Below are 24,917 nucleotides of genomic sequence, written 5' to 3'. Positions count from 1 at the left end.
TCCGCTTGTCCCCATTTTTCAATTGAAAGCCTGACGCCATGCCTGTTGCCACTCCCCGCACCCGTTTACTTCCAGTGGCGGCAGCCCTGTCGCTGGCCTTCGCTTCCCACGCCGCGCTGGCGGCCAATGCGGCCAGCGGCCAGGACGAGCCGACGGCTGGCGATGAGAAAGTCATGCAGGCAGTGCAAGTGACGGGCGCCCGCGCGCAAGGACTGGTGCCGCTCACCACGGAGGCGGGCAGTTTTCGGGGCGCCAGCATCATGGACGTGCCATCGACCGTCAACGTGATCACGCGCGAATTGCTGGAGCAGCAAGCCGTCTCCGGCCTGTACGACGCCGTGCGCAATACGGCCGGCGTGACGCGCCAGCAAAACGGGGGAGAGACGTGGGATCAGCTGGTGATACGCGGCATTGCCGTGGAAAACCGCACGAATTACCGCCTCAACGGCTCCCTGCCCATCATGAACTTCTCGCAAGTGCCCATGGAAAACAAGGAGCGGGTGGAAGTGCTGAAGGGCGCTTCGGCCCTGTACTACGGCTTTACGTCGCCGGCCGGCGTCGTCAACTTCGTTACCAAGCGGGCCGGCAGCCAGCCCGTCACCAGCATGGGCTTGAGCCTCGATGACCGTGGCAGTGCCGTGGCGAATGTCGACGTGGCGCGCCGTTTTGGCGTGCAGCAGGAATTCGGCGTGCGCATCAATGCCGCTGGCGGCACCCTCGGTTCCTACCTGGATGATGTCGGCAATGGCAACCGCCGCTTCCTTTCCACGGCGCTCGACTGGAGAGTGACGAACAAATTGCTGCTCAAGGCCGACCTCGAGTACGAGCGCCGCAGGGTGACGGAGCAGGCGGGCATCGCCTTGCCCACGGCCGTGAAAGGCGTGATCAGCTTGCCGCGTGCCGTTGATCCGCGCAAGCTGATCGGCCCGGACTGGTCGAATTTCGAAGCGCAAACGAAAAACGCGCAATTGCGCGCCGACTACGCCATCGCCGATGGCTGGGCCTTGACGGTGGAGGCGGGCCACTCGGAAACGGCGCGCGACCGCCGCCTGGCGATCTTCCGCCTGAACAACGCGGCCGCGCTGGCCACGGGCGCGGGCCGCATCACGGGCAATATCCAGCACAGCGTGATGACGTCGGACTTGCTGCGCGCGGAACTGGCCGGCAATTTCAAGACGGGTTCCATCGCCCACGAACTGACCCTGGGCGCGTCGCGCACGGACAAATCTCAAGATCCGATTTACCAGAGCAATTACACGATCGCCTCGCAAAACCTGTACAACCCAGTGCCCGTGACGACTGTCGTGTTCGGCCCCAAGCCGACGGCGCCGACGACGGCCGGGCTCGACACGCGCGACACGGGCTTGTATGCGCTCGACCGCATGGTTTTCAGCCCGCAATGGCAAAGCGTCATCGGCGTGCGCCGCAGCAGCTATCAAAGCGACCAGGGCGCCAGCCACTACGACGTCAGCAAGACGACGCCGATGGCCTCATTGATCTACAAGGCCATGCCCGAGCTGTCGTTCTATGCCTCCACGGCGCGGGGGCTGGAAGAGGGCGAAACGGGCCCGACGGGCACGGTCAACCAAGGCGTCAAGATGGCGCCTGGCGTGAGTAAACAAAAGGAACTGGGCGCGCGCTGGCTGACCCCTGGCGGCACCTTGCTGTCTGCCGCGCTGTTCGACATCACGCGCCCCGGCTATTACACGAATGCCAGCAATGTATTCACGTCGGACGGCGAACAACGCTACCGCGGCCTTGAACTGTCGACCCAGGGCAAGCTGACGCGCCAGTTGTCGTGGCAGACGTCGGCCCAGTTCCTCGATCCAAGCTTTGCGCACATCAACGCCGACTACAACGGCAAGGCGCCGGAAAACGCGTCGAAACGCACGGCCAGCGCCTTTCTCGCTTACGCGTTTGACGCCATGCCGGGCCTGTCCGTCAACGGCGGCGCGTATTACTACAGCGCCCGTCCCGTCAACGACCTGAACCAGGCCTTCCTCGGCGGCGTGAGCCTGTTCAGCGCGGGCGCCCGCTATGCTAGCCGCGTGATGGACAAGGCCGTTGTGTGGCAGTTGAACGTGGAAAATGCAGCCGACAAGCGCTACTGGGCCGGCGCCGGCACGCGCCTGGCGTCGGGCGCGCCGCGCGCGATCAAGCTGTCGATGAAGGTGGATCTATAAGGCTTGACTTGCGCGCTGTCCACGGGTGACCTGCGCTGATACAATGTTGCCATGTTCATCAGCAAAGGCAAGGCCAGCATCGTCCTGTGGATCGCGTGTATCGCCATCTTCCTGGCTACGCTCGCCCCTACGGTGTCGCGCGCGCTGACGGTCGCCAGCGGCCTGGCCGTGCCCAGCCTGGAAATATGCTCGGTGGCGGGCGGCATGAATATGCTGCCTGTAACATTCTCCACGGACGCGCCCGATACCTCCAAGAGCAGCATGCGCATGGGCGATTGTCCGTGCTGCAGCATGCATGCGGCCACCCTGGATATGCCCCCAACGACTCTCGTGCTCGCTTCCGGCGAGCTCGTCACGGGCTTGCTGCCCACGCTGTTCTACCAATCCGCCACACCGCTGTTCGCCTGGACACCTGTCCAGCCTCGCGGGCCGCCTGCCGCTTTCTGATCTGTCCCTTTTCCTGAACTGCCTTGCGCCGCGCGTGTCGTGCGCTTGCGTCTGTTTGTTTTACCTATACAGAATCTGAAAGCAGCACCATGAAACATTTCCCCTTATTGATTTCCCTCGCCATCGCCATGCCCGCCGTGGCGCAAACGCGCACTGAACAGGTCTTGCCCGAGATGAAAGTCATCGTCACGGCCATAGGCGACGGCTACCGTCCCGCCGCCGACACGGCGTTGATGTTGTCCAGCACGCCCGGCTACAGCGTGGCGGCCGGCGGCGGCGTGTCCGGCTTGCCGGTGGTCAATGGCTTTGCCGATGACCGGCTGAAAATACGCATCGACGGCATGGAATTGACGTCGGCCTGCGCCAACCACATGAATGCGCCGCTGTCGTATATCGATCCGCAGCAGGTGCAGCGCATCCGTCTGATCGCGGGCGTGACACCCGTCAGCGCGGGCGGCGACAGCATCGGCGGCACCATCGAAGTACAGTCGAACGCGCCTGTGTTCGCCCAGCCCGGCGCGGGCCTGCTCCCGCAAGGCAGCTTTGCCGTGTCGGGCCGCAGCGTCAACAACAGCGTGGCGACCAGCGTGAACGCGTCGGTCGCCAGCGACAGCTTGAGCGTCGGCTACAGCGGTGCCTACACGCGCGGTCACAGCTATGAAAATGGCCACGGCAACAAAGTGCTGGCCAGCATGTTTGAAAGCATCAACCAGTCCATCGTGCTGGCGGCGAAGCGCGATGGCCAGCAGCTGACCCTGCGTGCCGGCGTGCAGCACATCCCATACCAGGGTTTTCCCAACCAGTACATGGACATGACGGACAACCACGGCCAGTTCGCCAACCTCGCTTACCAGGGCACATTTGCCTGGGGCGTGCTCGATGCGCGCGTCTACTGGCAGCAGACGGACCATGAAATGGGTTTCTTTACCCCCGAGCGCAAAGGTTCGATGCCGATGATCACGCACGGGCGCAACACGGGCTATGCGCTGATGGCCAGCCTGCCGACCGCTGCAGGCGAGTTGCGCCTGGGCCAGGAGTGGCACGGCTTCCGCCTTGACGATTACTGGCCGGCCGTGCCCGGTTCCATGATGATGGGACCGCGCACCTATCTGAACATCAACGACGGCAAGCGCGACCGCACCGTGCTGTTTGGCGAACTGGAAACGCGCCACGATACGCGCTGGACGAGCGTGCTGGGCTTGCGCGGCGAATCCGTGCGCATGGACACGGGTGACGTGCAATCGTACGGCACCAACATGATGAACATGCCGGACGTGATGGCCGCCAGGGCCTTCAATGCGCGCAGCCGCAGCCAGCGCGACACGAATATCGATGCTTCCGCGCAAGCGACCTTCACGCCAGACGCGGCCAGCAGTTATGAATTCGCGCTGGCGCGCAAGGTGCGTTCGCCCAACCTGTACGAGCGCTACTCGTGGGGCCGCGGCTCGATGGCCATGACCATGACCAACTGGTTTGGCGATGGCAACGGCTATGTGGGCGATATCGATCTCAAGCCCGAGACCGCTTACACGGCGGGGTTCACGGCCGACTGGCATGGCGGCGGCGAGGAGGGCTGGTTCGTGCGCCTCAACCCGTATTACAGCAAGGTCGACAATTACATCGACGTCGACGTGCTGTCATCTTTCCACCCGTACATGAAAATGGGTGCGAACGGCAATTTGCTGCGCTTTGCCAACCACGACGCCAAGCTGTATGGCGCCAATGTGGCATGGCAGCTGCCTCTGGCCAGTAGCGCTCGCTGGGGCAGTTTCATGGCCACGGGCAACGCTGCATACACGCGGGGCAAACGCAGCGATGGCGGCGACCTGTACCGCATGATGCCGTTCAACGCCTTGCTGGCCGTCGAGCACAAGCTGGGCGCCTGGAGCAACCGCATCGAAACGAAGATCGTGGCCCGCAAGGACAAGGTCGACGCGCGCCGTGTCGAACCGGAAACGGGCGGCTACGCGCTCGTCAACCTGCGCAGCAGCGTAGCGCTGAGCAAGATGGCCAACCTCAGCGCGGGAGTGAGCAACCTGTTCAACCGCGCGTATGCGGATCCGCTGGGCGGCGTGTATTTATCGGGCTTGAAGGCGAACGGCGGCGCCTTGCAAGCATTGCCGGCCGAGGGCAGGTCGATTGATCTGGGGCTGCAGCTGAAGTTCTAAGGCGGGCAATCAGCGGGCGCCTTCCTGCGCAGATGCGGAAGGAAGGTGCCTGCTGGCATTGCCGCATCGGCGAGCGCTTGGGGTTTGTGACAATGTGCGCATGTTTTTTTCAGTGATATTCGCAGTGTATCCAGCACAGCGCCATCAATTTCCAGCACCGCTCTTTTTCCGTCGTGATCCCGTGAGGACGCGCAGCGCGGTGGCGATCGGCACCTTGTTCTTCGCGAGGTAGGCGGCGGCCGTGGCCGTATCGAGCATTTCCTGGAAAATAATGCCGACTTCGACCTTTTGGGCCGTCAAGTCGTCCTGCCTTGCGCAGTCGAGGATATCCATATTCGTAGTGGTGACTTTGTCATTCTTGGAGCGCATTTTTGCCTCGGTAGAAAAGAGAAAAATGTCTCCTTTTATTTGCCTTTAAGATAACTTATTTTTGTGACTTTGTGGAAATTTTTCTTTAATCGATAGTGCATTGAGGAATTAAATTTATCTATCATCAGAGACAAGCATCGGTTCTGGTATTGCTTGACGGAACAGTTGGCTGCATAGTGGGAACTGCAATCAAACGGCGGTTAGCTGATGAGGCCCAAAAATTATGACAAGTAATGCCAAACTGGCCGTCCTGATCGATGCGGACAATGCCCAGGCGTCGATCATCAAGGAGTTGCTGACGGAGGTATCGACTTTTGGTACCGCATCGGTGAAGCGTGCTTATGGAGACTGGACGACGCCCAATTTGAAGGGCTGGAAGGAAGTCCTGCATTTGATGGCCATTCAGCCGATCCAGCAATTCAGCTATACGACAGGAAAAAATTCGACGGATTCATCGCTGATCATCGACGCCATGGATTTGCTGCACTCTGAAAAGCTGGACGGCTTTTGCCTGGTATCGTCAGACAGTGATTTCACGCGCCTTGCAACACGGATTCGCGAATCAGGACTGGCCGTATATGGTTTTGGCGAAAGAAAGACGCCGCCAGCCTTCGTCGCCGCCTGCGACAAGTTTGTCTATACGGAGATCTTGCGGCCGGTGACACTGCCGCCTTTGGCAGAAAAGCAGCAAAAACCGCTACATGCGATGGCGCCTGTCTCCCTCGACGCGGATACGCGGGAAGTGCTGCGCAAGGCCATCATTGCCGCGGCGCGTGATGACGGTTTTGCCTCCTTGAGCAGCGTCGGCAGTCTGATCCTGAAAAATAACCCGGCCTTCGATCCGCGCCACTATGGCTGCCAGAAATTGAGTGAGCTGGTGCGCCGCCTTCCTTTCGTTGAAGTCAAAGAAGTTCAAAGCGAAAAGAATCCCGCCATGCATCTTTATATCAAATTGAAATAGGGAAGCAGCCGGGCCATCATGTCAGATGACTTCCCGTCACCCATTGCCTGATCATCCATCGTTTGCCAGCGGCGCCCGCATGCGGTCTAATCATGGTTTGTTCCTTCACGAGGTTGACATGCTGCCCACTTCCGCCATCGTCGCGCTGCGCGAAAAATTTCCCCTGATTACAGAACTGATGGCCTTGCAGCCCTTGAGCTGGTTCAATCCCGGCATTGCGCCGGCGGCCGAGGGCCTGAAAGACGTCGGCTTGACGGCCGATGACGTGGCGCAGGCCAGCGCGCGCCTGGCGCGTTTTGCGCCGTATCTGGCCAAGGCTTTCCCGGAAACGCAGGCCAGCGGCGGCGTCATCGAGTCGCCCGTCGTGCCGTTGCCGGCCATGCAGGCGGCGCTGGGTTTGGCGTTAGACATGACAAGCGGTCAGCTGTGGCTCAAGCAGGATAGCCATTTGCCCATTTCCGGCTCGATCAAGGCGCGCGGTGGCATCTATGAAGTGCTGAAACACGCGGAAATGCTGGCGCTGGACGCAGGCTTGCTGAAGGAGGGCGATGATTATAGCCTGCTGGCCAGCGACGCCGTACGGGCGTTTTTCGGCCAGCATGCGATCGCCGTCGGCTCGACGGGCAACCTGGGTTTGTCGATCGGCATCATGAGCGCGCGCCTGGGCTTTCGTGCCACGGTCCACATGTCGGCCGACGCGCGACAATGGAAGAAAGACAAATTGCGCAGCCACGGCGTCACCGTCGTCGAGTACGCGACCGACTACAGCGTGGCCGTGGAAGCGGGGCGCAAGCAGGCGGAAAGCGATCCGACCTGCCACTTCGTCGACGATGAAAACTCGCACGATCTGTTTCTCGGCTACGCGGTGGCGGGCCAGCGCCTGAAAGCCCAGTTTGCCGCAAAGAACGTCACGGTCGATGCCGAGCACCCCTTGTTCGTGTACTTGCCGTGCGGCGTGGGCGGCGGCCCCGGCGGTGTGGCCTTTGGCTTGAAGCTGGCCTTTGGCGACGATGTCCACTGCATCTTCGTCGAGCCGACCCACTCGCCATGCATGCTGCTGGGCGTGTACACGGGCTTGCATGATGGCATCAGCGTGCAGGAGATCGGCATCGACAACCTCACGGCCGCCGATGGCCTGGCCGTGGGACGCCCGTCGGGCTTCGTCGGACGGGCCATGCAAAGGCTGATCGACGGCTACGCCACCGTCAGCGATGAAGACCTGTACCGCTTGCTGGCGACGCTGGAGCAGACGGAGCAGCTGCGCCTGGAACCGTCGGCCGTGGCCGGTTTCGCGGGCATTCCTGCCGTGCTGGCCGCGCCGCAATACCAGCGGCACCTGGGAACGGCCACGCACCTGGTGTGGGGCACGGGCGGCAGCATGGTGCCGGAGCAGGAAATGGCCGCTTACGTGGCGCGTGGCCGCGCCTTGCTGGCGGCTGGCGCCGATTGATGCCGCCCGGCGCGCCGCGCATGGCGACGCTGACGGCCAGCCAGTTCGCCAACCTGCACACGTTTCTCGTGGCGGCGCGCCATGCCAGTTTCGCATTGGCCGCGCAGGAACTGGCGCTCACGCCCAGCGCCGTCAGCCACCGCATTGCGCGGCTGGAAGCGGGCCTGGGCATGCGCTTGTTCGAGCGCCTGACGCGACAGGTAAAGCTGACGCAGGATGGCGAACGCATCTTCGCCGCGCTGCAAATTGGCTGGGATGGCTTGCATGCGGCGCTGGCTGGCGGCGATGCGCTCACGGGCAGCATCACCGTGCATGCGCGCCCCTCCATCGCCCAATGCTGGCTCGTGCCGCGCCTGGCAGGCTTTACGGCGCAATATCCGGACGTATCGATCGATTTGCGCGTGGGGAACGACGCCGTCGACTTTCGCGCGGGCCAGGTTGACCTGGCCTTGCATTACGGCGACGGCAGCTTCCCCGGCCTGGCTTCGCGCAAGTTGATGGATGAATGGCTGGCGCCCGTCTGCAGTCCGGACTATGCGCGCGACCATGGCTTGCTTGATATGCCGCAACACTTGCGCGACGCGACGGTGCTGCACGACACCCTGGCCTGGCCCGCCTGCGCGCCCGATGCCGAGTGGCGGCTGTGGCTGAACGGGCAGGCGCCCGAGGTGAGTTTGCCCGCGCGCAGCCTGCGTTTCGACCGTGCCGACCTGTGCGCGCAGGCGGCCATCCACCACGCGGGCGTGGCCATGGGCAGGCGCCAGCTGGTGCAGCCGTGGCTAGATAGCGGGCAGCTGATCCTGCCGTTTGGCGGCTTTGCCTTGGCCAGCCCGCAGGCGTATTACCTCGTGCACAGCGGACGCGCCGCGCTGCCGGCAAGAGTGCAGGCCTTGTTTGACTGGCTGCTGGGCCAGGCAATTTGATACACTGCGCGCCTTGTTCAAGAACGCGCACGAAGGAAGCACCATGCACGCATCATCCCCACTGACCTCCACGCCGCCACAGGAATTGCGCGCGACTGCGCTCGCCTGCCTGCTCGAACCGGACCCGGCAACGAAGGTGGCGATGGTGGCGGCCATGGCCGAAGCCCAGCTTTCTCTCGATGCGCAAGCGCCTTTGGCGCCGACCGGCCCCGTGCCGGGCCGTCCCGAACGGCCGGAACTGGTGCCGCCGCGTCTGGTGGGGCGGCGGTCGATGATCACGCCGGAAGGGCGCGCCATGCTCGTGCACGCGCTCGCGCACATCGAGTTCAATGCCATGAATCTGGCGCTCGACGCACTGTGGCGCTTCCCGGATTTGCCTTTTGACTACTACACGGACTGGCTGCGTGTGGCAAAGGAGGAAGCCACGCACTTCGCCATGCTGCAGGCGCACCTGCAGGTGCTGGGCCACACGTATGGCGATTTTCCCGGCCACGACAGCCTGTGGGAAATGGTCGACAAGACGCGCGGCGACGTGCTGGCGCGCATGGCGCTCGTGCCGCGCACCTTGGAAGCGCGGGGGCTCGATGCGATTCCGCCGCTGCGCGCCAAGCTGGCGCAGGCGGGCGACATGGCCGCCGCCGCCATCCTCGACATCATCCTGCGCGATGAAGTGGGGCACGTGGAAATCGGCAACCGCTGGTATGGCTACCTGTGCGATCAAAGGGGCCTGGAATTGCGCGCCACCTATGCCGAGCTGGCGCTGCGCTACGAAGCCCCGGCCCTGCGCGGCCCGTTCAACCTGGAAGCGCGGCGCCGGGCGGGGTTTTCGGAGCTGGAACTGTCCGATTTGCCCGCCTGACCATGCTTATGGATGGGCCGTGATGCTGATGTGCCAGTGGCTCAGGTGTCCCGCCTCGATGTGCACTTTTGCCGGCTTGGTCCAGGCGCCAGCGCCGGGGATATGGTCGGTAGTGGCGGCGGAAAAACGCCCGTCGACGAGGGCCCGCTTGATGAAACTGGGGCCGATGTAGATGACGCGCGTGCTGGCCTGCGCCGCTTCCAGGGCCAGCATGGCCCGGTTTGCGGCGATCCACGCCAGCAGGGCTGCCAGTTTCGGCTTTTGCGCGGGGTTGGCCACCACTTCCGCCTTGGCGTCATTGATCAGATTTTGAATGGCTGCGCCATCGTTCTGGCCGCCCAGCGCGTCCGTGTAGCCGCCCGCGCCGTCCGCGTAGCGCAAGTCGATCTGCTGGCCGTCGCTGTGGCCGCTGTGGCCGAGGATGGAGCGGCCCGTTGCCGTCTGCGTCACGTGCTGGCCGCTGATGTCGTCGAAACGGTAAGCCTTGCCCGCCAGCCAGGCGATGGCCAGGCGCGTTGCCCATGAATCGCCGCCGGCATCGCGCGTGCCGTAGCGCCGCCCCGCCAGCGCCGTCTCGTTGTTGGCCAGGTACAAGGGAATGTAGGCCGTGTCGCCCTTGAACTCCACTTGCCCGCCTTCGGCCGGGTCGGAGCTGGCATCGACGTTATCGACGCTGCCCTTCAGGCGCACCGTGACGACGGCCTTCTTGTCGAGTTTGGCACCAGCAAAGGCAGGCAGCACCAGGCCGGGAAATTTTACTGTGCCGGCGGTCTTGGTATTCGTCTGGGACAATAAATTCTCCGTGCTGAAGGCGGGATTGCCGCCGCCCGACGATATGCCGATGTTGATTTCCGTAATCTTTGCCGTCGCCGGCGTGTAGTGCAATTCCAGCGGCAGCGTATGCGTGGCCGTGGCCGTTCCTTGCGACACGGCGACATACGGCCCCGCCAGATTGCCCGTCAGCTTGATCGGCTGCAGCACGGGGCGGGCGGCCTGGTTCGGCGAGCTGAACTTCGCCTGCGTCACCTTCAAACCCTTGCACGCGAGGCTCAATTCCACCGTCGTCACGGTGGCCAGGGCGCTGTCGCCGATATTCGTGGCGCTGACGTTGCCGCCCAGGTTCAGCGCGCCATTGCTGGTCTGCTTGCTGACGTCGACGCACTCCGTCCTGACGATGGTGCCTTGCGTGAAGTGCGACTGGTTGACGGCGCCTGTGGCGGCCAGGCTGACGCCGGGCAAGCCGGTCACGGCGTATGACCAGGTATCGTTGTACTGGCTTTGCGCCGTCGTGTAGGTGGGATACTCGGCCGTGCTGACGGTGATTTTCACGCCCACGTTTTTCGTGTCCTCGGGTACGGTGAAGGCGATGGGCGAGGTGATGGTCTGGTTTTGCGCGGCGGCAATGGCCGTGAACGTCTTGCTGTCCTCGTCATCCTGCGGCGTGGCGTCGCCCGCGGCGCGGGGGCTGGCGGGCAGGTCGCGCGCAGGCGGGCCGGCGCCATCCTGCGTGACGCTAGCGGCCGCATAGGTCTGCGCCCCGGCGCGCAGGGCCAGGCTAGTCCCATACGGATAGACGATGCCGACATTGACGTTGCTGCTGTTCTCAAAAACGACGGCGCTGACGCTGACCACGTTCGGGTGGACCAGGTCGTTCAAGGTCAGCTGGTAGGTATCGGGCAGTACGCCGTCGAAGTGGAAGGCGCCCGTGGCGTCGACCACGGCCACCTGGCGCTGGTGGTTGTTGTAGCCGGCCAATAGCATTTTCTTGCCGGCCAGTCCCGTGGCATTGCCGCCCGCCGGCGTGCGCAGCTGTCCTTGCAGCACGATGCCGGATTTGATGACGATCAAGGCATAGCTGGCCGTGAACTCGCCATCTTGCGAGACGAAATTGAGGTTCAGGTCGTAGCTGCCGTTGGGCAAGGATGCCAGCAGTTGTTGCATGGCCGTGGCGCCGATGCTGAAGGTGCCGCTGGCCGCATCGAACGTCCAGTAGGTCTTGAGGCTGATGGCCACGTCATTCGGGCCGGACAGCAGGCCGTCGCTGTCATCCTGCAAGGCCATGGGGGCAGCATCCACGAGGCGGAACGCGAGGCCGCCCGGCTGCAGGCGGTTGTTCGGCCCCAGTCCCGTGATGGCCAGCACGGGCGCCGTGGTCGGCACGCTGCCGTCGTCGCGTGGTTCCACATAGGTTTCCACGGCCGTGGGCAGTGCCGTCTGGATCAGCAGGTCCAGGGTCGTGACCTTGCCGCCCTTGCTGAGGGAAAATTGCGCGTGCTGGTCGACACCCGTGTCGCCGGGTGTGGAAAAGCGCAGGCTGCCGTCCTGCAGCAGCACGTCCGTGACGGCGCCGCTGGCCTTGACGCTGTCGGCGCCGTCGGGAAAGCCCAGCTCGGCCAGCGGCAGCACGACCACTTGCGCTGGCCGCACGGGATCGAGGACGATGCCGTCGCCGGTGCTGAAGGTCCACGTCAGGCCCGTGCTCTGGAAGGCGATGCTGCGCTCGATGCGCACGGTGATGGTGTCGGCCGGCGTGACGGTGGCGCCCGCGCCGATGCTGCCGGCCAGCACGTCGCCATCGATGATGGTGCTGCCTGCGGGCGCGCTGGCCAGCACGGCTTGCACGTTGACGGCCGCTTCGCTGCCATTGTTACGGATGTGCACGCGGTAGGTGTAGTCCCAGGCCGTGCGGTTGACGCGCTGCTCGGCCACTTTTTCCAGCAAGGTCACTTCCAGGTCGCCGGCGGCCTGGGTGGTGCCGCTGGTGGTCGCGGCGGCGGCCAGCATGACCTTCGGCGCGGCCGGCTGCGTGGGATCGTTCGGCCCGCCGCAGGCGCACAAGGTCAGCGCCAGCGCGGCGCCCGCCAGCTGCCGGCGCCGCAGGCAGGCCATGGCCAGTACGCCCGCCAGCAGCAGCCATGGCGTGGGCGGCAGGGCGACGGCGGCCGGCTGCGTGATGCCCGCCTCAAGCTCGATGAAGGAGACAGGGTCGAGGATGGAAAACGGCTGGGCGCCGGGGCTGCCCGCGCCCAGGTAATCGAAGGTGACGGAAAAGCCCGTGAGCGTGGCACCGGGGACGATGCCGCCGACCAGCGCCAGCGCGTCGAGGTAGCCGCTGGCGGGAATGGCGGGATCAGGCTGCACCACCAGCACGTCCCAGCCTGGTAGCGTGAAGCCGCTCTGCAGGTTGGCGTACTGGCCCACGCTGAAGAACAAGGTGAATTCCTCGATGGGCACGGCCAGGGTGGTGTTGCTGACCGTATAGTCGTAGCGCCACTGCGTGCCGCCCAGCGATGTTGCCGTGTAGCCGATGCTGGCGGCGTGCGCGGCGGACATTGCACATAGCAGCAGCGCCAGCAGCGCCTGTTTGATAAAGCTCATGATCGTTCCCCCATAGACTGGCGCCAAGCGTGCCCAGGCAGGAGGTCAAGCAGGAAGCGTTCCTGTATTAATTGTGCCGCAAAAACAAGGACTTGGCGGGAACGGGACGGAGCAGGTGTCAAATTTTCCGACACGGCACCTTATCGCTGAGCCTGTCAGCGCTGTCCTACCCATCTTGTCGAAACTGTCTGATTGTATGCCTTGCGGAAACACGCGATGATCGTGTTCATGCTGCAACAGCCAACCAGTCCGACGGAGTATGCGATGCAAAAGCCAGACCAGTCCATCTACGTGAACAAGCCATTCCTGCTGATCTGCCTGTTTACGTTCTCGACCCTGGCCGCCACCTTGATGAATACGGGCGAGGCGCAGCCGGACGATGCCGTGCCGGCCCCAGTGGCGCGCGATGCCGGTCACGGCGCCTTGCCGGTCTGCAGCAGCGACGCCCTTACGTTGTCGGCCCAGTGCCAGCCCCAGCCGGCGCGCCAGGCTTGACCGCTGGTTTGTTGCTGGCCTGCGCCTGCAGCCGCTGCTGCAGCAAGGCCAGCACGGCCGCTTCTTCCGGCGCCAGCGCCTGCAAATCGTCCTGCATCTGCTGCCGCGCCCGCGCCTGCATGCCTTCCAATAGACTGCCATCGAGATACGATTCCAGCACGGCCGGGTGCACATAGCACTTGCGGCAGATCGTCGGCGTGTTGCCCAGCTTCTTGGCCACGGACTCGATTGCCTGCACGATGTTTTTCTTCGCTTGCGCATCGGAATCGACCTGTTCGAACGCCTGCAGGGCCAGCGCGGCCATCAGGGTGCCGGACCAGGTGCGGAAATCCTTGGCCGTGTAGTCTTCGCCCGTTATCTCGCGCAGGTAATCGTTGACGTCGCCTGAACCGATGCCGTGGCGCACGCCATCCTCATCGACATATTGAAACAGTTCCTGCCCCGGCAGTTCGCGCATGCGCTGCAGCACCCTGGCCAGGCGCCGGTCGCTCAGGCGGATATCGTGGCGCACGCCGCTCTTGCCCTTGAAGTGAAAGGCCACGGCGCTGCCGTCGACCTGCACGTGGCGCGTGCGCAGGGTGGTCAGGCCGAACGATTTGTTCGTGCGCGCATATTCCTCGTTGCCGATGCGCATCATCGTCAATTCCAGCAGATGCACGATGGTGGCCAGCACTTTTTCACGGGGCAAGCCTGGCAGCTGCATGCCGCGCGCGACGGCGGCGCGGATGGCGGGCAGGGCGCGGCCAAAGCTGAGCATGCGCTCGTATTTCACTTCGTCGCGCACCTGGCGCCAGCGCGCATGGTAGCGGTACTGCTTGCGGCCCCGCGCATCGCGCCCCGTCGCCTGCAAATGGCCATTCGTGTGCGGGCAGATCCACACGTCCGTCCAGGCCGGCGGGATGGCCAGCGCCTTGATGCGCGCCAGGGTGGCGGCAGCGCGCACGATCTGGCCACCTCCGTCGCGGTAACGGAACTTGCCTGGCTTGCCGAATCGGGCGATGCCGCTCTGATGGTCGCCCGTGTAGCGCAGGCCGGCGGCGCGGGCCGTGTTGGTGGCGGATATTTCCATGGATATAGCGTACCTTGTACGCCGCGCACCCGCCGCGCCGTTATGCTAAGGTGCGCATTCGTAACGCCGTGCGCGGCAGACAGGAGCAGCAGATGTTTGGCAGAAAAAAGAATCTGGAAGAAGACCACGCCCCCCAGGCCGACAAGCAGTATGAAAAGAAATACACGGATGACAGCTTCTGGGACAAGGTCGTCAAGTTCGCCAAGACGGCGGGACGCGAAGTCATCGAGAAAGCCCTGTGGCTGTATTACGCGGCGCAGCAGCCGAATACGCCGCTGTGGGCCAAGACGGCCATCTATGGCGCGCTCGGCTATTTCATTTCGCCCATCGATGCGATTCCCGACATCACGCCCGTGGTCGGCTATGCGGATGACCTGGCCGTGCTGGCGGCGGCCGTCGCCACGGTGGCCACCTACATCACGGCCGAGGTCAAGGAACGGGCCGCCGAGAAATTGCGCGGCTGGTTCGGCGCCTAGCCTGCCGGAGCGGGCTGGCCCGGCTGGCCTTTGACGGCGTTGCGGTACTTGGCCCTGGCCTCGGCCTTCTTGACCGCCTCGTTGGCGATGTTCTGCGCCTTGATGCGGGCTTTTTCACTCTTGCTGCGCTGCTGCGCCACGTCCTTGTTGCCGATGCGGTTAGTCATGCCGGTCTCCTTGTTGAGTGTCAAATCTGACCAGCACAGCATACGTTCTTGCCCGGGCGCCACCGTGCGCCCGCTCACACAAGCGGCATGCCTACCGCGCTTGTGCGCCGCTGCCGCCATGGGCCAGCAGGCGCAGCACGACTTCTTTCTGGAATGAGCGGAACTCCTTGTCGGCGCTGACGTTGGCGAAGGCCAGCACGGCCGTCCTGCTGGCCCGGTCGACGCAGACGACGGACGCGGCGCCCGGGTCGCCGCCGCTGTGCGTGGCCAGCGGCCTGCCGTTGACGTCGCGCAGCAGCCACACCAAAGCCTGGCGCACGGATGAATCGGCAGGCACGACGGGGGCCGCTTGCGGGGCGAAAAACAATTGCAGGGTGGAATCTTGCAGGTAGCGGTGGCCATCGACCCGGCCGCCATTGCTGAAGATGGCCAGGAAACGGGCAAAGTCATGCGCCGAGCTGCGCAGCAGGCCGGCCGGCCAGTCCGGATAGCCGACGGGCGGCAGCGCTTGCAGGCCCGGTTCCTTGTGCGCATACGGCTGGGCAACGACGGCGCGCCGCGGCAAGCCGGCCAGATTCCACGCCGTGCTGTCCATGCCCAGCGGTTCGAACAGGTGCTCGTGCGTAAAGGCGTCGAGGCCATCGGGGTTCAAACGGCCCACCAGATAGCCGAGCAGGGCGATGCCGACATTGCTGTAGCGCCATTCCGTGCCGGGCCGGGCCGCGAACGACACGTCCGCGTCATACCAGGCGCCGCCGCGCGACAGGTAGCCCTTGACGAAGTCGCGCAGCGGTAACCGCGGGTCGCCCTGGACGGCAAACGTCGTCGTCTTTTCGTACACGGCGTCGGAAATGCCCGAGGTGTGGCTGAGCAAGTGCCGAAAGGTGATCGGCACGTCGGGAAACTTCGGATGCATGAGCGGGAAGTCCAGGTAGGCCGCCACCTTGTCGTCGAGCTGGAAGGCGCCTTGCTCCAGCAGCATCATGACGGCCGTGGCCGTGACGAGCTTGCTGACGGAGGCGACATGGAACACCGTGCTGGCGTCGGCCTTCTTGCCGGCTTGGATGTCAGCCCAGCCATAGCCGCGCGAGAAAATCGTTTGCTCGCCGCGCACCACGGCCACGCTCATGCCCGGCGTTTCCGTGCGGGCCAGGCCATCGCGCATGAAGCCGTCAAATGCCGTTTCCCACGCCAGCCTGGCCGGATCGGTGGCGCAGCCCGTTTGCAGCAGGGCCATCGAGACGCCCAGTCCCAGCACGCTTCTTCGTTTCATTGCTTCTCTCTTTTGCCATTTTTAATTATCTTAACAATATTTCCGCCCGCCATAGGGGCAATTGACAAAACATTGCTGCGGAGCAATGACAAACAGGCGCAGATGGCGCTTATTTGCGCCAGTAACGTTCCAGCAGCGGTTTGACCGTCAGGCCGTGGGCGACGATGGACAGGATGACGACGACCAGGGTGATGTCGGCCAGTTCGCGCGCCATGCCGTCCGCCAAGCCATGCGCGATGGCATAGCTGAGGTAATACAGCGAGCCGATGCCGCGCACGCCGAACCAGGCGGCCAGCCCGCGCAGGCGCATGCTGGTGCCCGAGGCCAGCAAACCGAGCATCACGCTGGCCGGGCGCGCCACCAGCAGCAGGAACAGCGCCACGCTCCACGCCTGCCAGCTCCAGGCGGCGGCCGTGACGGCGCCGCCCAGCAGCAGCACCAGGGTCAGTTCGGACAGGCGTTCCAGATGTTCCTTGAAGACGAGGGATTCGCCGCTGACGGTCAGCGTCACGTCGCTGTCGTGCGGCTTGGCGGCGGACACGGCATGGGTTTCCTCGGCCTGCAGCAAGCCGTGCCGGTCTTTCGGCGCGCCGGCCAGCCGCAGTTCCGTCTGGCGCAAGGCCACGCCGGCGAAGAACACGGCCAAAAAGCCCCACGCGTGCAGCCACGTGGACACGCCATACACGAGGGCGATCAAGCCCAGGGCCGCCAGGTCGTCCAGCATCGCGTGTTTCGGCTCCTTCGCGCGCACCTGCCAGCCCAGCCAGGCCAGCAGCGCGCCGCCGGCCGCGCCCAGGGCGATGGCGCCCGCGCTGGCCCAGACCAGATCGCGCCACAGCCAGGTGACCCCGTGCGGCCCCAGCTCATGCAGGCCCAGCAAGCCCAGACCCAGCATGACGAAGGGAAAGCCGCTGCCATCGTTCATGCCCGCTTCGCTGGTCAGCATGAAGCGCAATTGCTCGCGGTCGCCCGCATGGCGCAGCTGCACGTCGGTGGCCAGCACGGGGTCGGTGGGCGCGAGGATGGCGCCCAGCAGTATGCCCGCGCCCAGGGGCAGGCCCAGCACCAGGCACGCAAAGGCCGCCACCAGAGCCACGGAGATGGCCATCGACAGCCACGCCAGGCGCAGCGGCGCCAGCCAGCGCGCCAGGCTGAAGGGCACGGGCATCTTGACACCGGCGGAGAACAGGGAGATGAGGACGGCAATTTCCGTCAGGGTTTCCAGTAGGGGCGCTTGCTGCACCAGGTCGAACGAAAACAGGCCGAGGAACATGGGCCCCAGCAGCAAGCCCACGCCCAGGTAAGCCATGGCCGAGGTCAATGGCAGGCGCGCGATGCCATCGGCGCCCAGGCCACGCGCCAGCATCAGGCAACCGATCAGGATGAACCAGGCGGTGGTGCTCATGTGAACCATTGTAGCGGCGCGCGGGCAAGGGCAGCGCGCCGCAGGGTTTTTTTATGCTTTGTGCAGCGACACGCTGTCGTTCTGCGCCTGCATGGCGTGCAGCTCGATGGGGTCGTGCGTCGAGCGCAAGCGGGGCAGGCCGTGCGGATAGTGCGTCGTGATAAAGGCCAGCATCTGCTCGCGCACGAGGCAGCGCAATTCGAACGCCTTGCCTGAATCGACAGCGCTGATGAGGAAACGCACGCGCACGGCCCGCTCGTTCGAATCCGTCGCCTGCACGGTACAGACGCGGCCATCCCATTGGGGTGCCGCTTCGCAGATGCGCGTCAGTTCCGCACGCAGCGGCTCGATCGGGATGCTGAAATCGAGCCACAGAAAGACCGTACCCAGAATCTCCGAGGAGGTGTGCGTCCAGTTCTCGAACGGATTTTCAATGAACCACTGCAGCGGCACGATCAAACGGCGCTCGTCCCATACGCGCACGACCACGTAGGTACCCTTGATTTCCTCGACCGTGCCCCATTCTCCGTTGACGATCAGCACGTCGTCGATGCGGATCGGTTGCGAGAACGCAATTTGCAGGCCTGCGATGAAATTGCCGAGCACGGGACGGGCGGCAATACCGGCCACCAGGCCCGCCACGCCGGCCGAAGCCAGCAGGCTGGCGCCGATCTGCCGCGCGCCGGGCAAGGTCAGCAGCACGAAGGACAGGCCCAGGAGGACCACGATGGCGTGCGCGCTGCGCGTGAGCACGCGGGCCTGGGTGATCCGGCGGCGCGCGCGCAGGTTGTCGGCCGCATCGACGGGATTGATCTGGGAAATCGTGATGCTGAGCGACTCGATGCATTGCATGGCCAGCCAGGTCAGCGCGATGATCAGCGCCACGCTGGCCAGGTGCGACATGGCGACCAGGCCCGGCGTGTCGTCGGGTGCGCTGGCCAGCACCATGCGCAAGCCGAAGACGATCAGGCACAGCTGGCTGGCGCGGAAGGCCACGCGCGCGACGTTGCTGGCAAGCGGGTGGCCATTGGCCAGTCTTTTCAGCAGGCCGATGCCGGCCCGGTGCACGCCAATGGCAACCAGGGTGACGAGCAGGGCGGAAACGAGCACGGTCAGCGCCGAGCGCAGCGGGCCTCCCATCAGCGAGTGGAACGTGCTGAGATCCATAGGCGAAAACTCCTTGTTCTTAAATGAAATGGATGTCGGAAGCGGGTATTTTACGGGCAGATGGCGTAACGGGGAGGTGCGTTGCCGAACGGATAAGACCTGCGTCAACGTGGATACTGGAACCAATTGCTGCGCTGCGCCATGTCACGTTGACGTTTCAATACGGAAAGCAAACGGGCGTCGCCGCAGTGGAAACATAGTCATACTTGCCATGCTTTTTGTTTTTGCAAAGGAAAACGATGATAGTACGATCACTCCGAATGTCCTTGCGCTTCATCCTGCCACTGGCCCTGGTGCTGGGACTGTTTGCCTATATTGTGGTACCCCTGCTCGACAACATCACCCTGCGCTGGTATGTGCGCGACCTCGACAGCCGGGCGGAATTGCTCGCTGGAACCCTCCGGCCTTCGCTCACCGAATACCTGCCCGCGCAAGATACCACCCGCATCAGCGAACTGTTCCAGGGCGCCACGCGCGACGAGCGCCTGATCGCCATCGGCTTTTGCGACAATGCGGGCCATTTGCTGTACCAGTCCGCGCAATACCCCGCCTCCATCGGCTGCTGGAGCACGCCTTCCACGGGCGGCTTGTACAAATCCCTGGCGCAATTGCCGCAAGGGCAAGTCCACATCAGCGAAACGCCCGTGATGCAGGACGCATCCCAGCTGGGCCGCCTGGTGCTGGTGCAGGACATGAGCTTTGTCGAGCGCCGCAATACGGATACCAAACGTTTTATCTTTGCCTTCCTGGCCGTGCTGGCCGTGCTCATTTCCCTGATGACCGTGTTCGTGGCCCACCTGAGCTGGCGCGGCTGGCTGGCGGCCGTCAAGGACATCCTGCGCGGCGAATTGCTGTCGAAGAACAATCCCGCCGTTGCCGCCGCCGCACCGGCCGCCGCGCCCGCGCCGCCGCCGGAAATGCAGCCGCTGATCGGCGACTTGCGTGAATTGCTGCAGGAATACCATCTGGAGCGCCAGGGCGATAACGGCTGGTCGTCCGACTGGACGCCGGACAAGCTGCGCGCCTTGCTGGAAGCGGACTTGTCCGGCGACCAGGTGCTCGTGGTCTCGAACCGCGAGCCGTATATCCACACCAAAACAGAGACCGGTGTTGCCGTGCAGCGTCCCGCCAGCGGCCTGGTGACGGCCGTGGAAGCCGTGATGCGCGCCTGTTCCGGCACGTGGATCGCGCATGGCGCCGGTTCCGCCGACCGCGAGACGGTCGACAAGCTCGACCACGTGCCCGTGCCGCCGGACAATCCCAGCTATACCTTGCGCCGCGTGTGGCTGACGCAAGAAGAAGAGCAGGGCTATTATTATGGCTTCGCCAATGAAGGCATGTGGCCGCTGTGCCATATCGCCCATGTGCGCCCCGTGTTCCGCTCGTCCGACTGGGAGCAGTATGTGAAGGTCAACCGCCGCTTTGCCGACGCCGTGATCGCGGAAGCGAAGACGGACAACCCCGTCGTGCTGGTGCAGGATTACCACTTTGCCTTGCTGCCGCGCATGGTGCGCGAAGCCTTGCCGAAGGCGACGATTATCACTTTCTGGCATATCCCGTGGCCGAACTCGGAATCGTTCGGCATTTGCCCATGGCGCGAGGAAATCCTCGACGGTTTGCTGGGCAGCACGATCCTGGGCTTCCACACGCCATTCCACCGCAAGAATTTCCTCGAAACGGTGGACCGCTACCTGGAAACGCGCATCGAGCCGGAAGCATCGACCATTTCTTATGGCGGCGAGATGACGCAAGTCGAGGATTATCCGATTTCCATCGCCTGGCCGGAAGATAACCCGGACCAGCCCGACGTGGCCACCTGCCGCGCGCAAATCCGCAGCGAACTGGGCGTGACGCCCAACCACTTGCTGGGCATCGGCGTGGACCGCCTCGATTACACGAAAGGCATCGTCGAGCGCTTTCAGGCCGTCGAGCGCATGCTGGAACAGCAGCCTGGCATGGTTGGCAACTTTACTTTCGTGCAAATCGCCGCTCCCAGCCGCGCTTCGCTCGATGAGTATCAAAGTTTTGACGCCCGGGTGCGCAAGATGGTTGAGCGCATCAACCGCCGCTTCGGCAGCGGCAACTACGTGCCCATCCTGCTGAAAGCGGAACACCATGGCCAGGACGATTTGCAGCGCTATTTCCGCGCTTCCGAGGTCTGCATGGTGACGAGCTTGCATGACGGCATGAATCTGGTGGCCAAGGAATTCATCGCCGCGCGCGACGACGAGCTGGGCGTACTCGTGCTGAGCCAATTCACGGGCGCCGCGCGCGAGCTGCACGAAGCGCTGATCATCAACCCCTACCATATCGAGCAGGGCGCCGACGCCCTGTACCGCGCTCTCGTGATGCCGCCCGTGGAACAGCGCGAGCGCATGAAGAGCATGCGGGCCCGTGTGAAACATTTCAATGTCTACCGCTGGGCCGGGCGCATGCTGCTCGATGCGGCCCGTTTGCGCCAGCGCGACAAGGTCATGACCAAGATCGATGCCCACAGCCGCATCAAGCGGCGCAAGGGGATCTGATGGCGGAGATTCCCGACGATAGCGCAGCCTTGCTGCAACTGCTGAGTGCGCCCGGCAGCGCCGTCTTCTTCGACTTCGACGGCACCCTGGTCGACCTGGCGCCCACGCCCGACGGCGTGCGCCTGGAAACGGGCGTGGTCGATGCGCTGATGCTGCTGGCGCGCTGGCATGGCGGCGCGCTGGCCCTCGTTTCCGGCCGCCCCGTGGCGCAGATCGATGCCATGCTGGCGCCACTGATCTTGCCCGTGGCCGGCGTGCATGGCGTGGAGCGGCGCGGCGCCGATGGCACACGGCATGTGGCGCCCACGCCCGACGTATCGCTCGTGCTGGCGCATGCCCGTACGCTGGCGGCGAAGTACCCCGGCTTGCTGGTGGAACACAAGCGCGGCGCCGTGGCCCTGCATTACCGGCTGGCGCCGGAATTGGAGCAGCTGTGCCTGCAGGAAATGACGCTGGCCGTGCAAGCGTGCCCCGGTCTTTTGCTGTTGCATGGCAAAATGGTTCTGGAAGCCAAGCCGGCCGCCACGGACAAGGGCGGCGCCATTGCCGCCTTCATGGCCGAGGTGCCGTTCAAGGGACGTCTGCCTGTGTTCGCGGGCGACGATACCACCGACGAGGCAGGCTTTGCCTATGTTCAACAAATTGGGGGGCAGGGCGTGAAAGTGGGCAGCGGCCCCAGCGCCGCCAGCCTGCGCCTGGCCAGCCCGGACGTGCTGCGCACCGTATTGCTGGCCGCGTCCGTATCCCCGTTCAAGGAGTAGCCGATGACGACATCCTATGACACCCCCAGCGGTGCCCACGCATCCGCCGCCACTGCGCCGCCGGCGCAAGCGTCCCTCAACTGCGGCGTGGTGGGCAATTGCGCCTTCAGCGCCCTGATCGACCAGGCGGGGCAGGTCGTCTGGTCCTGCCTGCCCCGTTTCGATGGCGACCCCGTCTTCAATACCTTGCTGGACGACACGGAAAACGGCAGCGTGTGGGCGATCGACATCGAGAATTTTGCCCGCAGCGAACAATTCTACGAGCCGAACACGGCCGTGCTGCGCACGCGGCTGTACGACACGGATGGGCGCGGCGTGGAAATCACGGATTTCGCGCCCCGATTCCTCAGCCGCGACCGCATGTTCCGCCCGCTGATGTTGATCCGCCGCGTGCGCCCGCTCGACCACGCCGTGCGCATCCGGGTGCGCCTGCGCCCCCGCTACGACTGGGGCAAGCTGGCGCCGCAGGTCACGCAGGGCAGCCACCATATCCGCTACGTGGGGCCGGATCAGACCTTGCGCCTGAACACCGATGTGTCGCTCAACTATGTGCTGAGCGAAACGTATTTCGTGCTGGGCGGCACGGCCAACTTCCTGCTGGGCCCCGATGAAACCCTGGCCGGCGGCATCGACGAGACGGCGCGCATCTTTGAAAAGGAAACCATCAACTATTGGCGCACCTACACGCGCCGCCTGGCCGTGCCGCTGGAATGGCAGGATGTGGTCATCCGCGCCGCCATCACATTAAAACTGTCTTTATATGAAGACACGGGCGCCATCATTGCCGCCATGACGACGAGCATTCCGGAAGCGCCTGGCAGCAGCCGCAACTGGGATTACCGCTATTGCTGGCTGCGCGACGCCTTCTTCGTCGTGCGCGCACTCAATAGTTTGTCCGAAGTGGGCACGATGGAAGAATATTTGCGCTGGCTGACGAATATCGTCGCCCGCTCGAAAGGCGGCCACATCCAGCCCCTGTACGGCATCGGCCTGGAAGAGCAGTTGCCCGAATCCATGCTCGACCACTTGCCCGGCTACCGGGGCAATGGTCCCGTGCGCGTCGGCAACCAGGCGCAGGAACATTTTCAGCACGACGTCTATGGCAACATCGTCCTGGGCGCGGCGCAGGCTTTCCTCGACCACCGCTTGTTCCACCGGGGCGGAAAAGCCGAGTTCGCCGCACTGGAAGCCGTGGGCGACCAGGCCTTCAAACTGCACGCGGAACCGGACGCGGGCATGTGGGAGCTGCGCACGCGGGCCAGGGTCCACACCTCGTCCATGCTGATGAGCTGGGCCGCCTGCGACCGCCTGGCCAAGGTCGCCCATACACTGGGCTTGCCGGATCGGGCCGACCACTGGAACAGCCGCGCCGTGCTGATACGCGAGAGGTTGCTGCGCGAGGCGTGGAGCGAGGAGCGCCAGGCCTTCGCAGAAAGCCTGGGCGGGCGCGACCTCGACGCCTCCGTCCTGCTGATGGCGGAAGTCAACTTCATCGACCCCATGGACCCCCGTTTCATCGCCACCGTCGACGCGCTGGAAGCATCGCTGTGCGACGGCCCCTACATGCGCCGCTACGAAGCGCCCGATGACTTCGGCAAGCCTGAGACGGCCTTCAACATCTGCACCTTCTGGCGCATCGACGCCCTGGCGCGCATCGGCAGGAAAGACGAAGCGCGCAAAATCTTCGAAACGATGTTGATGGCGCGCAATCACCTGGGCCTGCTGTCGGAAGATACGCACCCGGTGACGGGCGAGATGTGGGGGAATTTCCCGCAGACGTATTCGATGGTGGGATTGATCAACTGCGCGGTGCGGCTGTCGGCGCCTTGGGATAGTGCGGTGTAAGCTCACCCCAAAAGCAAGTTCCGGGGTCGGACCCTCAGGGTCCGACCCCAGCCCTTCCATGGGTAATCATGCGCCGGCAGGCTCGCGCCGTCCATACAACCTGCACTCCGCCGCCAGCGCCAGCAAATTCGGGTCGCGCTCGCGGCTGCTCAGCATCAGCAGGGTAATCTGCTGGTGCGAGCCGTAGCGCGCGTCCAGCGGCAGCAGTTCGATGCGCGAGCTGAAGGCGCGCACGCGGCCCGGCAGCAGGCTGTAGCCGATGCCGCCGCTGACGAGGTTGATCAGCGAGAAGATGTCGCCGACCCGCATGGCCGTGTCGGGCACGAAGCCCGCCAGGTCGAACGCGTGGTTGAAGCTTTGCGAGGTGACGAAACCTTCGTTGAGAGTGACGAATTTGTCATTGCGCAGCTGCTGCAAGTCCACCGAGGCGGCGCCCGCATAGGGCGAGGCTAGCGGTGCGGCCAGGTAGACGTCGTCCTGGAACAGGGGCACGGCCACCAGCCCGGCATGCTGTTCTTCTTCCTGCACGCCGACGATGATGGCGTCCAGGCGTCCATCGGCCAGGCTTTGCAGCAGTTCGCGGTTCGAGCCCAGGGTCAGGTCGATGTCGAGACCGGGCCGGCGCAGCTTCAGGGCGATCACCAGCTGCGGGATGCAGTGCAGGGTCAATGAATACAGCGAACCGATCTTCAGGCGCACGGGGTTGATGCCCGACATTTCGCGCACCTTGCGCACGCCTTCCTCGCACTCGGCCAGCGCGCGCCGCGCCGATTCGGCAAAAGTGTAGGCCGCATGCAGGGGGATCAGGCTGCGGCCCTCGCGCTTGAACAGGGGACAGCGCAAGCCGTCTTCCAGCGAGTGCAGGGCGCGGTGCACGCTGACCGTGCTCTGGCCCAGCGCGTCGGCCACCCGCGCCAGGTTGTTCAATTCCATAAAGCTGAGAAAAACCTCGAGCTTTTTCAGCGTGATTTCTTCATTGATGGCCATGATCAGCGG

Annotated in this window: 20 protein-coding genes; 12 read left to right on the top strand and 8 right to left on the bottom strand. The window is 64.2% G+C overall.

What is annotated here, in order from left to right; all coding sequences use genetic code 11:
* Positions 1 to 38: 38 nt before the first annotated feature.
* The 3 genes from MRBLMS1_RS26520 to MRBLMS1_RS26510 all read left to right on the top strand — a co-directional run bounded on the left by MRBLMS1_RS26520 (position 39) and on the right by MRBLMS1_RS26510 (position 4,798).
* On the top strand, positions 39 to 2,183 hold the full coding sequence (locus tag MRBLMS1_RS26520; protein ID WP_070305883.1) for a TonB-dependent siderophore receptor: 2,145 nt from the start codon (positions 39 to 41) through the stop codon (positions 2,181 to 2,183).
* A 51-nt stretch (positions 2,184 to 2,234) separates the two neighbouring features.
* Complete coding sequence (locus tag MRBLMS1_RS26515) at positions 2,235 to 2,630, top strand: DUF2946 domain-containing protein (protein ID WP_485883220.1); 396 nt, start codon at positions 2,235 to 2,237, stop codon at positions 2,628 to 2,630.
* Positions 2,631 to 2,719: 89 nt separating this feature from the next.
* On the top strand, positions 2,720 to 4,798 hold the full coding sequence (locus tag MRBLMS1_RS26510; RefSeq protein WP_485883218.1) for a TonB-dependent receptor: 2,079 nt from the start codon (positions 2,720 to 2,722) through the stop codon (positions 4,796 to 4,798).
* 144 nt (positions 4,799 to 4,942) lie between these two features.
* Here MRBLMS1_RS26510 and MRBLMS1_RS26505 read toward each other — a convergent pair whose 3' ends face one another.
* Positions 4,943 to 5,131, bottom strand: coding sequence for a hypothetical protein (locus MRBLMS1_RS26505; protein ID WP_485883216.1), 189 nt, complete (start codon positions 5,129 to 5,131; stop codon positions 4,943 to 4,945).
* Positions 5,132 to 5,390: 259 nt separating this feature from the next.
* Between MRBLMS1_RS26505 and MRBLMS1_RS26500 the strand changes: the two genes are divergently transcribed.
* The 4 genes from MRBLMS1_RS26500 to MRBLMS1_RS26485 all read left to right on the top strand — a co-directional run bounded on the left by MRBLMS1_RS26500 (position 5,391) and on the right by MRBLMS1_RS26485 (position 9,360).
* Positions 5,391 to 6,128 (top strand): NYN domain-containing protein, encoded by a 738-nt coding sequence (locus MRBLMS1_RS26500; RefSeq protein ID WP_485883214.1) that lies wholly within the window; start codon positions 5,391 to 5,393, stop codon positions 6,126 to 6,128.
* 118 nt (positions 6,129 to 6,246) lie between these two features.
* Positions 6,247 to 7,578, top strand: a complete 1,332-nt coding sequence (gene dsdA / locus MRBLMS1_RS26495) for a D-serine ammonia-lyase (protein WP_485883212.1) — start codon at positions 6,247 to 6,249, stop codon at positions 7,576 to 7,578.
* A 20-nt stretch (positions 7,579 to 7,598) separates the two neighbouring features.
* On the top strand, positions 7,599 to 8,501 hold the full coding sequence (gene dsdC, locus MRBLMS1_RS26490; protein ID WP_485883210.1) for a DNA-binding transcriptional regulator DsdC: 903 nt from the start codon (positions 7,599 to 7,601) through the stop codon (positions 8,499 to 8,501).
* Between the two features lie 43 nt (positions 8,502 to 8,544).
* Positions 8,545 to 9,360, top strand: a complete 816-nt coding sequence (locus tag MRBLMS1_RS26485; RefSeq protein ID WP_485883208.1) for a ferritin-like domain-containing protein — start codon at positions 8,545 to 8,547, stop codon at positions 9,358 to 9,360.
* A gap of 6 nt (positions 9,361 to 9,366) precedes the next feature.
* On the opposite strand, the gene MRBLMS1_RS26480 is transcribed toward MRBLMS1_RS26485, so the two are convergent.
* Positions 9,367 to 12,738, bottom strand: a complete 3,372-nt coding sequence (locus tag MRBLMS1_RS26480) for a hypothetical protein (protein ID WP_485883206.1) — start codon at positions 12,736 to 12,738, stop codon at positions 9,367 to 9,369.
* Positions 12,739 to 13,002: 264 nt separating this feature from the next.
* Here MRBLMS1_RS26480 and MRBLMS1_RS26475 point away from each other — a divergent pair, with 264 nt between their 5' ends.
* Entirely contained in the window at positions 13,003 to 13,233 is a 231-nt protein-coding gene (locus tag MRBLMS1_RS26475) for a hypothetical protein (RefSeq protein WP_485883204.1), read from the top strand.
* Here MRBLMS1_RS26475 and MRBLMS1_RS26470 read toward each other — a convergent pair.
* Positions 13,187 to 14,302 carry a DNA topoisomerase IB gene (locus tag MRBLMS1_RS26470; protein ID WP_485883202.1) on the bottom strand — a complete coding sequence of 372 codons (1,116 nt, stop codon included), beginning with the start codon at positions 14,300 to 14,302 and terminating at the stop codon, positions 13,187 to 13,189. The two genes, MRBLMS1_RS26475 and MRBLMS1_RS26470, sit on opposite strands and share 47 nt — an antisense overlap.
* Positions 14,303 to 14,394: 92 nt before the next feature.
* Between MRBLMS1_RS26470 and MRBLMS1_RS26465 the strand changes: the two genes are divergently transcribed.
* Positions 14,395 to 14,778: a YkvA family protein gene (locus MRBLMS1_RS26465; RefSeq protein ID WP_046685558.1), complete on the top strand. Its 384-nt coding sequence runs from the start codon at positions 14,395 to 14,397 to the stop codon at positions 14,776 to 14,778.
* Here MRBLMS1_RS26465 and MRBLMS1_RS26460 read toward each other — a convergent pair.
* From MRBLMS1_RS26460 to MRBLMS1_RS26445, 4 genes are all read right to left on the bottom strand, one after another.
* On the bottom strand, positions 14,775 to 14,945 hold the full coding sequence (locus MRBLMS1_RS26460) for a hypothetical protein (protein WP_175444627.1): 171 nt from the start codon (positions 14,943 to 14,945) through the stop codon (positions 14,775 to 14,777). The two genes, MRBLMS1_RS26465 and MRBLMS1_RS26460, sit on opposite strands and share 4 nt — an antisense overlap.
* Before the next feature lie 91 nt (positions 14,946 to 15,036).
* Positions 15,037 to 16,218: a serine hydrolase domain-containing protein gene (locus MRBLMS1_RS26455; RefSeq protein WP_485883199.1), complete on the bottom strand. Its 1,182-nt coding sequence runs from the start codon at positions 16,216 to 16,218 to the stop codon at positions 15,037 to 15,039.
* A 109-nt stretch (positions 16,219 to 16,327) separates the two neighbouring features.
* Positions 16,328 to 17,623 carry a cation:proton antiporter gene (locus MRBLMS1_RS26450; protein WP_485883197.1) on the bottom strand — a complete coding sequence of 432 codons (1,296 nt, stop codon included), beginning with the start codon at positions 17,621 to 17,623 and terminating at the stop codon, positions 16,328 to 16,330.
* Between the two features lie 51 nt (positions 17,624 to 17,674).
* On the bottom strand, positions 17,675 to 18,790 hold the full coding sequence (locus tag MRBLMS1_RS26445; RefSeq protein WP_485883195.1) for a mechanosensitive ion channel family protein: 1,116 nt from the start codon (positions 18,788 to 18,790) through the stop codon (positions 17,675 to 17,677).
* 260 nt (positions 18,791 to 19,050) lie between these two features.
* Between MRBLMS1_RS26445 and MRBLMS1_RS26440 the strand changes: the two genes are divergently transcribed.
* Genes MRBLMS1_RS26440 through MRBLMS1_RS26430 form a run of 3 tightly spaced genes read left to right on the top strand, consistent with a single transcriptional unit; the run spans position 19,051 to position 23,921 of the window.
* The gene (locus MRBLMS1_RS26440) at positions 19,051 to 21,315 is read left to right on the top strand and encodes an alpha,alpha-trehalose-phosphate synthase (UDP-forming) (protein WP_485883193.1); all 2,265 of its coding nucleotides are present in this window, start codon (positions 19,051 to 19,053) and stop codon (positions 21,313 to 21,315) included.
* Positions 21,315 to 22,076, top strand: coding sequence for a trehalose-phosphatase (otsB, locus tag MRBLMS1_RS26435; protein ID WP_485883190.1), 762 nt, complete (start codon positions 21,315 to 21,317; stop codon positions 22,074 to 22,076). The genes MRBLMS1_RS26440 and otsB overlap by 1 nt, the downstream gene beginning before the upstream one ends.
* A 3-nt stretch (positions 22,077 to 22,079) precedes the next feature.
* Positions 22,080 to 23,921 carry a glycoside hydrolase family 15 protein gene (locus MRBLMS1_RS26430; protein ID WP_456149575.1) on the top strand — a complete coding sequence of 614 codons (1,842 nt, stop codon included), beginning with the start codon at positions 22,080 to 22,082 and terminating at the stop codon, positions 23,919 to 23,921.
* 66 nt (positions 23,922 to 23,987) lie between these two features.
* Here the strand turns inward: MRBLMS1_RS26430 and MRBLMS1_RS26425 are convergent, their stop codons facing one another.
* Positions 23,988 to 24,908, bottom strand: a complete 921-nt coding sequence (locus MRBLMS1_RS26425) for a LysR family transcriptional regulator (protein ID WP_485883188.1) — start codon at positions 24,906 to 24,908, stop codon at positions 23,988 to 23,990.
* Positions 24,909 to 24,917 lie beyond the last annotated feature (9 nt).

Origin of the sequence: Massilia sp. LMS1-1-1.1, assembly GCF_040815535.1 — a bacterium.
GTDB lineage: Bacteria > Pseudomonadota > Gammaproteobacteria > Burkholderiales > Burkholderiaceae_D > Janthinobacterium > Janthinobacterium aestuarii.
The sequence above is the reverse complement of the archived record's forward strand: the minus strand, read 5'-3'. Positions and strand labels throughout refer to the sequence as shown.

What these genes read in the sequence shown, in the direction of transcription:
- MRBLMS1_RS26520 (WP_070305883.1), top strand. Translation starts at nt 39, where the DNA reads ATGCCTGTTGCCACTCCCCGCACCCGTTTACTTCCAGTGGCGGCAGCC.
- MRBLMS1_RS26515 (WP_485883220.1), top strand. Translation starts at nt 2,235, where the DNA reads ATGTTCATCAGCAAAGGCAAGGCCAGCATCGTCCTGTGGATCGCGTGT.
- MRBLMS1_RS26510 (WP_485883218.1), top strand. Translation starts at nt 2,720, where the DNA reads ATGAAACATTTCCCCTTATTGATTTCCCTCGCCATCGCCATGCCCGCC.
- MRBLMS1_RS26505 (WP_485883216.1), bottom strand. Translation starts at nt 5,131, where the DNA reads ATGGATATCCTCGACTGCGCAAGGCAGGACGACTTGACGGCCCAAAAG.
- MRBLMS1_RS26500 (WP_485883214.1), top strand. Translation starts at nt 5,391, where the DNA reads ATGACAAGTAATGCCAAACTGGCCGTCCTGATCGATGCGGACAATGCC.
- dsdA (WP_485883212.1), top strand. Translation starts at nt 6,247, where the DNA reads ATGCTGCCCACTTCCGCCATCGTCGCGCTGCGCGAAAAATTTCCCCTG.
- dsdC (WP_485883210.1), top strand. Translation starts at nt 7,599, where the DNA reads ATGGCGACGCTGACGGCCAGCCAGTTCGCCAACCTGCACACGTTTCTC.
- MRBLMS1_RS26485 (WP_485883208.1), top strand. Translation starts at nt 8,545, where the DNA reads ATGCACGCATCATCCCCACTGACCTCCACGCCGCCACAGGAATTGCGC.
- MRBLMS1_RS26480 (WP_485883206.1), bottom strand. Translation starts at nt 12,738, where the DNA reads ATGAGCTTTATCAAACAGGCGCTGCTGGCGCTGCTGCTATGTGCAATG.
- MRBLMS1_RS26475 (WP_485883204.1), top strand. Translation starts at nt 13,003, where the DNA reads ATGCAAAAGCCAGACCAGTCCATCTACGTGAACAAGCCATTCCTGCTG.
- MRBLMS1_RS26470 (WP_485883202.1), bottom strand. Translation starts at nt 14,302, where the DNA reads ATGGAAATATCCGCCACCAACACGGCCCGCGCCGCCGGCCTGCGCTAC.
- MRBLMS1_RS26465 (WP_046685558.1), top strand. Translation starts at nt 14,395, where the DNA reads ATGTTTGGCAGAAAAAAGAATCTGGAAGAAGACCACGCCCCCCAGGCC.
- MRBLMS1_RS26460 (WP_175444627.1), bottom strand. Translation starts at nt 14,945, where the DNA reads ATGACTAACCGCATCGGCAACAAGGACGTGGCGCAGCAGCGCAGCAAG.
- MRBLMS1_RS26455 (WP_485883199.1), bottom strand. Translation starts at nt 16,218, where the DNA reads ATGAAACGAAGAAGCGTGCTGGGACTGGGCGTCTCGATGGCCCTGCTG.
- MRBLMS1_RS26450 (WP_485883197.1), bottom strand. Translation starts at nt 17,623, where the DNA reads ATGAGCACCACCGCCTGGTTCATCCTGATCGGTTGCCTGATGCTGGCG.
- MRBLMS1_RS26445 (WP_485883195.1), bottom strand. Translation starts at nt 18,790, where the DNA reads ATGGATCTCAGCACGTTCCACTCGCTGATGGGAGGCCCGCTGCGCTCG.
- MRBLMS1_RS26440 (WP_485883193.1), top strand. Translation starts at nt 19,051, where the DNA reads ATGTCCTTGCGCTTCATCCTGCCACTGGCCCTGGTGCTGGGACTGTTT.
- otsB (WP_485883190.1), top strand. Translation starts at nt 21,315, where the DNA reads ATGGCGGAGATTCCCGACGATAGCGCAGCCTTGCTGCAACTGCTGAGT.
- MRBLMS1_RS26430 (WP_456149575.1), top strand. Translation starts at nt 22,080, where the DNA reads ATGACGACATCCTATGACACCCCCAGCGGTGCCCACGCATCCGCCGCC.
- MRBLMS1_RS26425 (WP_485883188.1), bottom strand. Translation starts at nt 24,908, where the DNA reads ATGGCCATCAATGAAGAAATCACGCTGAAAAAGCTCGAGGTTTTTCTC.